6 protein-coding genes and 1 pseudogene are annotated in these 7,472 nt (G+C 67.6%); all 7 read right to left on the bottom strand.

The genetic code is table 11. The features are described from left to right. Nucleotides 1-540 (bottom strand): annotated as a pseudogene (locus tag OXR08_RS11515) (DUF4175 domain-containing protein); the annotation flags it as partial. Between the two features lie 86 nt (nucleotides 541-626). Then, a complete protein-coding gene (locus tag OXR08_RS11510; RefSeq protein ID WP_267349964.1) occupies nucleotides 627-1,679 on the bottom strand; it encodes a BatA domain-containing protein in 1,053 nt (350 codons plus the stop codon). After that, nucleotides 1,676-2,536, bottom strand: coding sequence for a DUF58 domain-containing protein (locus tag OXR08_RS11505; protein ID WP_267349962.1), 861 nt, complete (start codon nucleotides 2,534-2,536; stop codon nucleotides 1,676-1,678). Before OXR08_RS11505 ends, OXR08_RS11510 begins: the two co-directional genes overlap by 4 nt. Next, nucleotides 2,520-3,506, bottom strand: coding sequence for a MoxR family ATPase (locus OXR08_RS11500; protein WP_267349960.1), 987 nt, complete (start codon nucleotides 3,504-3,506; stop codon nucleotides 2,520-2,522). Before OXR08_RS11500 ends, OXR08_RS11505 begins: the two co-directional genes overlap by 17 nt. A 7-nt stretch (nucleotides 3,507-3,513) precedes the next feature. After that, complete coding sequence (locus tag OXR08_RS11495) at nucleotides 3,514-4,212, bottom strand: DUF4159 domain-containing protein (protein WP_267349958.1); 699 nt, start codon at nucleotides 4,210-4,212, stop codon at nucleotides 3,514-3,516. A 232-nt stretch (nucleotides 4,213-4,444) separates the two neighbouring features. Further along, nucleotides 4,445-5,779, bottom strand: a complete 1,335-nt coding sequence (locus tag OXR08_RS11490; protein WP_112382853.1) for a TldD/PmbA family protein — start codon at nucleotides 5,777-5,779, stop codon at nucleotides 4,445-4,447. A 26-nt stretch (nucleotides 5,780-5,805) separates the two neighbouring features. Continuing rightward, nucleotides 5,806-7,440, bottom strand: a complete 1,635-nt coding sequence (locus OXR08_RS11485) for a TldD/PmbA family protein (RefSeq protein ID WP_267349956.1) — start codon at nucleotides 7,438-7,440, stop codon at nucleotides 5,806-5,808. Nucleotides 7,441-7,472: the final 32 nt, after the last annotated feature.

Raw genomic sequence — 7,472 nt, 5'->3', positions numbered from 1 at the left:
CACAAACCGCAACGTCCACACCAGTCGGCTACCCTCGGGCACGCGAGCATCTAACGTGCCGAGCGTCCGCGTCGGGGCACCGGTATAGGGTGGCGGCTGGACCATCAGAGCTTGCCCGACCAGCCGCGGCACGCCTGGTGACGCGGCGAGCCCTTCATCCGCTGGCGCCAGCATCGGCACCTTGCTGTCAGGCCAGACCAGAACGATCGTCGCAAGTGCCACTGCGATGATCCCGCCAGTCGCCAGTTTGCGCGCAGGCCAGGCTTCGACCAGTTCGCGAGGCGGAATGGCCTCGACACGCACCGCGATCCTGCCCGCCTGCACCCGCTGAAGCGGGCTTAGGCCTGCCGCATCGGCGAACACCAGATCGGTCGAATCCTCCAGCTCGGGATGGGTGCGATCCAACGTCGCGACCAGCCAATCCTCGTCAAGGCGCCGCGCTTGGCGAAGCGCAGCCGCCACGATCGTCACGCCAGCGGAAACCAGCAAGCCCAACGCCAGCCCCACGCCGCCGGCCCGCCAGCCAAGTAGCGTCAGCACTACTGCCGGTAGGATAGCGCGGGCCGCCACGATCTGGCCCGCGCGACGACGTGCCGGCCTCGCCAACCGCTCAATCATTGCTGCCGTCATGGCGACGGAGCCCGGCGCGACCGGGTCGCGAGTAGGCGTTCGGCGAGCCAGATCAGGGCGGTCGTCCATAGGAGGTGGGGCGTCAGATCGCGTTGGGGGCGATCGGGCGTCGGGCCGCCGGTGCGAGGGATGAGGTCGGCGGCAGGCGCGCGGGAGGGTGCGGGCAAGGGTTGAAGCAGGGTACGCAGGTGCATGGGGAAATCAGAGTCGAGCACCATCGGCATGGCGACCGGATCGAGCGGGCGGGTCAGGCGCACCAGCCTGCCGCGTCCCAGATGCGCTTCCTGTGCAGGGATCGCGCCGTCGGCATCGGCCCATGTCGCGGCAACGGCGGTGCGCGGGCCGATCAGCGCGGTCCCCCCCGCCGCCACATGGTCCCGTACCGCCGAGGGCAGCGCGCCGGGCGCCACGGCAGCGATGACCCGAGGCGCGTTCGCCCCGCCGCCCCATGCAGCCGCAACGGCATGCAGAACGTTCGTGCCCACCCCCGCCCCCTGTACGACCAGCCGCGGGGCAGCGGCGGGCGGAGGCGGCGGGGGTTCGGCACCGGCCACGATCCGCCAGGTCACCGGCCGGGAGAGCGCCGGCAGCATCGCGTCCATGCCGTCGATCACCGGTGGCACCAGCACGGTCAACGACGCCCCCTTGGGCAACTCGGCATCGAGCTGGCGCAACAGGCTCGCCACCGGTTGACGGGGCGGCGGGGCGGTATCGAGCGAAGGGAAACCCGGCGCCAGCCACACGCCCCGCGCGCCATCGACCCGCGCACCCGGCACGGCCGCGAGGACGGGATGGGGAGCATCGGCGTTCCACAGGACCGGGCGGGCGAGGAGCAGTGCGAGCAGCAGGATCAACAGGCAGCGCAGGAGCAGCAGCGGCCATTCGTCGAAGCGTGGGCGGTGACGGGGGCGCGGCGTCTGGTGGAGCCATCGAAGGGCGGGAAAGTCGAGGAGGCGATGCTCGGTCCGACGGGCAAGATGAATGACCAGCGGAATCAGGATCGCGGCAAGGCTGGCGAGCGCCGCCGGAGCGAGCAGCGCAGGCGTCATGCCCGCCGGCCGAACAGGACGTGGAGCGGCGTATCGACCGGCTGGTCGGTGAACAGCGTCGCGCAGGCCACCCCGGCAGCGGTAAAGCGTGCATGCAGTGCCGCCCGGGCTTCCCCGAACCGCATCAGAAACGCGTCGCGCAACGCAGGACCGTCGCCCACAAGCTCCCTGCCCGTTTCCGGATCGCGAAACACATGGCCATCGACAAAGGGGAAGTCGCGCTCAGCCGGCGTCAGTATTTCGATCGCCAGCACCTCCCGCCCCGCATCCGACAATCGGGTGGCGAGCGCGGCGGCGGCATCGTCGAAGAAGTCGGACAGCATCACGATCAGGTCACGCGCGCCGATCCGTTCCCATAAAGGCGCGAGCAGCGCTTCGTCGGGCAAGCCGCCCCCGGCTTCCAGCGTGGCGAGCATCCGCTGCAACCGGTCGCGCGCCTGCGTTCCTGATGCCGGTGCCGCCCTTTGCAGGCCATCGCCCCGCAACGCCAACAGGCCGAAGCGGTCGCCATTCGCCAGCGCCAGCTCGGCCAGACATGCCGCCACCCCCCGCGCTGCGGGCAAGCGGTCCGCCATCGAGGCGCTGGCGTCGAGCATGATCCACAGCGCCACCGGGCTTTCCCGCTCCGCCTCGCGCACGAAGAACCGGTCGGAGCGTGCATAAAGCTTCCAGTCGATCTGCCGCGGCTCGTCACCCCGCTCATAGGCGCGGTATTGCGCGAATTCGAGACCGGCGCCGCGCGACCGGCTGGCATGCGCGCCGATCCCCCGATCGCCCACCGCGCGCCGGGTGGCGAGCCCGAGCGCCTTCAGACGGTAGCGAACGTCGGCGGGGATCAGGTCAGCCGACAGGGCCACCCACTCCCGCGACCAGGCCCGCCACGACCGCATCGGCGTCCATGCCCTCCGCCTCGGCCGCAAAGGACAGCAGCAACCGGTGGCGCAGTACCGGCCCGGCCAGCGCCGCGATATCCTCCCGCGTCGCCGCCAGGCGGCCGTGGATCAGCGCCCGCGCCTTGGCCGCCAGCACCAGCGACTGGCCGGCGCGCGGGCCGGCGCCCCAGCGCACATAGCGTGTCACGACATCGGGCACGCCGTCCCCCGGTCGGCTGGCACGCACGATGCGCGTGATCCAGTCGAGCAGCCCGTCCGACAGATGCACCTGCCGCACCAGCGCCTGAAGCGACAGAACGGCCGCCCCCTCCATCACCCGCGGCACCGCGGGCAGGCCGCTGCCGGTGGTCTGTGCCAGGATCGCACGCTCCTCCACCTCGCTCGGATAGCCGACGCGGATGTGGAGCAGGAACCGATCCAGTTGCGCCTCGGGCAGCGGATAGGTGCCCGCCTGTTCCAGCGGGTTCTGCGTCGCCAGCACGAAAAAGGGCTGCGGCAACATGTGGGTGATGCCGCCATAGCTGACGGTGCGTTCCTGCATCGCCTCCAGCAGCGCCGCCTGCGTCTTGGGCGGGGTGCGATTGAGTTCGTCGGCCAGCAACAGGTTGGTGAAGACGGGGCCGGGCTGGAAACGGAAATGCCGCTTGCCGGTGCCGTGATCCTCTTCCAGCAATTCGGTGCCGAGAATGTCGCTGGGCATCAGATCGGGCGTGAACTGCACCCGGCGGAAGTCGAGATGCAGCGCCTCGCCCAATGAGCGGACGAGCAGCGTCTTGCCGAGACCGGGCACCCCCTCCAACAGGCAGTGCCCGCCCGCGATCAGGCCGATCAGCAGCTGTTCGACCACCTCCGCCTGCCCGACGATCGCCTGCCCGATTGCGGCGCGTAAGGTGGTCAGCGTGGCGAGTTGCGCCTCGATCTCCCCTTCGGTCATGCCAGGCTCAATTGTTCAGCGCATACAGCACGATGTTGACGCCGAACTTCGTATTGTCGTCCGCCAGGAAACGCTTGTTGCGCCAATCGTAGTCCCATTCGCACCCATAATCCTTGTTGCTGTAGAGGACGCCCAGCCGGCCATCGATGCTGATGCCGCGCAGATAGTCATGGACGAGGTCGTCGCCCCATCCGTTCAGCTCGAACCCGGTGGCGGGAGGCCCCGGAAACTTGAAAAAGCTGGAATAGAGCGCGTGGCTGTTCGGCAGCTTCTTCATCGCGGAGGCACCGAAGATCGCCGCCATCTGCCGTTCGAACGAGGTGGCGAACAGCCCGTCGATATCGTGGTTGCAATCGTCCACGAACACGAACCCGCCATTGCGGACATAACGCTCGAAATTGCGCCGTTCGGGGGGTGAGAAGTCGACCAGCTTGTGCCCCGCCATGTAGCAGAAGGGCGCGGTCAGCATCCTGGGATCGGCAAGTGCCACCACCCGCTCGCGCGGGTCGACGCGCAGGTTGGTATAGTCGACCAGCGCGGTCAGCAGGTTGCTCGGCATGCGCTGATCCACGTCCCAGTCGCCGGAATCGTACCGCAGCCGGGTGAACCAGAAGTCGTAGGCGCCGGCGCCTTGCGCCGCGCGGGGGAGCGCGGCGGCGGCGGCGGCCGCTACAAAACGGCGGAGAAATTGTTGGCGGGTCAGCATCGCCTTCCCCCCTCCGGGGAGAAGGAGGGGACCCGCGGCGCAGCCGTGGGGAGGATGAGGGGCTGCCACGAACGGAGCACTGCCTGGCTACCCCTCACCCTTCCCACTGCCCTGCGCCAGCGGGCCCCTTCCAGCATCAGGTCGCCCATGCCCCCGGCATGGGCTGAACAGCGCGGAGCGCTGTTCACCTGATGCTCCCCTCCGGGGAGAGGGACCAAAGCACCCCCTCCCCTCACACCGCGTCGGACAGGGACGTGAACGTGAAGTCCCGCAGCTTCATCGGCGGGATCATCATCACCAGCGAGGATTCGTCGCCTGCCACGCGCACCGGCTTGCCCAGTTCGTCGATATTGTTGAGCATGATCACCGGGCTTTCGTTGAAGCGGAAATTCTTCACCGGATATTTGATCTGCCCGTTCTCGATATAGAAGGTGCCGTCGCGGGTCAGGCCGGTCAGCAGCACCGTCTGCGGATCGACCATGCGGATATACCAGGTGCGGGTGACGAGGATGCCACGCTCGGTGCCGCGGATCAGGTCGGCGGTCGACTTGGTCCCGCCCGACATGATGAGGTTGCCCGGCGATCCGACCGCGGTCTTGCCCATCTTCTGCGCCCAGAAGCGGCTGTAGTCGAGGGAGGCGATCTTGCCGTCCTGCACGATCGCCTGACGCTGGCGGGGCAGGCCGTCGCCGTCCCACGGCATCACCGCCGCCTCCGGATGCCACGGATCGGCGATCATCGTCACGCGCGGGTCGTAGACCTGCTCGCCCAGCTTGTTGCCGCCACCCTTTTTCGACAGGAAGCTGCGTCCCTCGTCGGCCTCGCGCGCGCCAAAGAAGTTCATCATGAAGCTGATGAGCCCCGCCGCCGCCGCCGGTTCCAGGATCACGGTATATTTGCCCGGCTCCAGCGCTCGCGCCTCGACCGAGGCGGCCGCCTTGCGCATACCGGTGCGAACCTCCGTCGCCGCGGAAAAGGCGGACGAATCCTGAAGGTTGCGGCCGACCCAGCCCGATCCCTGGCCGTTCTCGGTGCGCACCGTGCAGGTGTAGTCCAGGCCACTGGCGCGCTGATACCCAAAATTGCCCTTGGAATTGGCAAAGGCGGTGAAGCTCTGCCCGTCCTGAAGGAAGCCGGCCGCGACCAGCTTCTCGCCCTTGCAGGCCGCAATCGAATCGCCGGCCACCTTGGCGCGGTAATCCGGGGTGATGCCCGCGGTCGCCGCGCTGAATGTCGGGCTGGCGCGATAGGCCTGCTTGTCGATGGCGGGGACGAATTCGGGGTTTTCGGGGGCGAGCCGCGCCAATTCCTCGGCCCGGGCGACCACGCGGGCGAGCGAGGCATCGTCGAAGGCGTTGATCGTGGCCGTGCCGACGCGCTTGCCGAACGCGACTGTTACGCCCAGATCGGCATCGTCGACGATGCCGCTGGTCGACACCGCATTGCGCGCAAAGCGGATATTGCCGTTGATCGAACCGGACAGCTGGGCGGTGCACTCGTCCGCCTTGGACAGCGACACGGCCTTGGTCAGGATCGCTCGCGCCTGGTCTTCGGTGAAAATGGTCATGTGCGGATTTCCTTGGAAGACCGGTCTCAGCCGAGCGAGCGCGCGGTGTTGATGACGTTGATGCCGTTGAAGCGGGCGGTGGACGAGCCATGGCTGACCGTCGACACTTGGCTGGGCTGGCCCTTGCCGTCGAAGAACGATCCGCCCAGGCGATAATCGCTCTGGTCGCATACCCCGACACAGGCGTTCCAGAATTCCGGCGTGCGGATCTGGTAGGCCACGTCCTCGATCTGCTGCGTGATCTTGCCGTTCTTGATCTCGTAGAACAGCTGCCCGCCGAACTGCGCATTGTAGCGCTGCTGGTCGATCGAGAAGCTGCCGTCGCCGACGATGTAGATGCCGTTGTCGACGCCGGCGATCATGTCGGCCACCGAATGCTTCTTCTTGCCCGCCTCCATGCTGACGTTCGGCATGCGCTGGAACTGCACGCTGGACCAGCTATCGGCGTAGCAGCAACCGTCCGACGCGGACTTGCCCAGCATCGCCGCCTGATCGCGGATCGCTTGCAGGTCGACCAGCTTGCCGTCGCGGATCAGGTCCCACTTCTTGGTCTTCACGCCCTCGTCGTCGTATCCGACCGCGCCCAGGCTGCCCAGTTGCAGCTTGTCGGCGACGATCGACACTTCGGGGCTGCCATATTGGAAACGCTCCTTGACCTTGTCGAGCGTGACGAAGCTGGTGCCGGCGTAATTCGCCTCATAGCCCAGCACCCGGTCGAGTTCGAGCGGATGGCCGACGGATTCGTGGATGGTCAGCCAGGTGTGCGAGGGGTCGAGTACCAGGTCGTACTTGCCCGGCTTTACCGACGGCGCGGTCAGCTTCGCCTTGGCCTGACGCGCGGCGGCGATCGCATCCTCCTTCATGTCGTAGGACATGCCGTAGTTCACGACGCCGTTGGGCGAGGTGAACTTGTCCGCCGCCTTGCCGTCGAGATATTCGAAGCCCAGCCCCATCGGCGCGGACAGCCCCTCGCGCGTGCGGAACTTGCCGGTCGCCTTGTCGATCGCGGTCACCGTCATCGGCGCCCAGATGCGATGCACGTCCTGATCGATGTACGATCCGTCGGAGGAGGCGAAATATTTCTGCTCGTTGACGACGAACAGCATCGAATTGACGAAGTTGGCACCCGCCCCCAGCGCCGCGGCATTGACGCCCAGCAGCAGGTCGACCTTGTCCTTGATCGGCACCGCCATCGCGTTCTTCACGATCGGCGTCTTCCACGACACCGCGCCCACGCCGGGCGTCGGGGCAAGGCGCACCGGTTCGGACTGGATTTTCGCATTGGCCTTGGCGATGGCGGCCGCCTGACGCGCGGCGTCTGCCACCGCGTCCTCGGTCAGCCCGTTGGTCGCGGCAAAGCCCCAGGCGCCGTCGGCGATCACGCGGATGCCGACGCCCAGCGATTCGGTGTTCACCACATTCTGGACGTTCGCCTCGCGCGTGATGACGAACTGGCGCAGATAGCGGCCGATGCGGACATCGGTATAGGTCGCGCCGGCACCGCGCGCGGCGTTCAGCGCGACATCGGCCAGCCGCTTCTTCACCTCGCCCGGAATGGCCGATTGCAGCTCTTCCGCCGCGATCGCGCGGCCGAGATAGCCCGGCAGCAGACCGCTGCCCAGCGCCGCGGTGGTCGCGGCCAGGAAATCGCGTCGATGCACCCTCTTAATCCCCCGATCGTTGCGCCGTCTTA

The organism is Sphingomonas sp. GM_Shp_2 (assembly GCF_026540875.1).
GTDB lineage: Bacteria > Pseudomonadota > Alphaproteobacteria > Sphingomonadales > Sphingomonadaceae > Sphingomonas > Sphingomonas carotinifaciens.
This window is presented reverse-complemented; position numbering and strand designations above follow the sequence as displayed.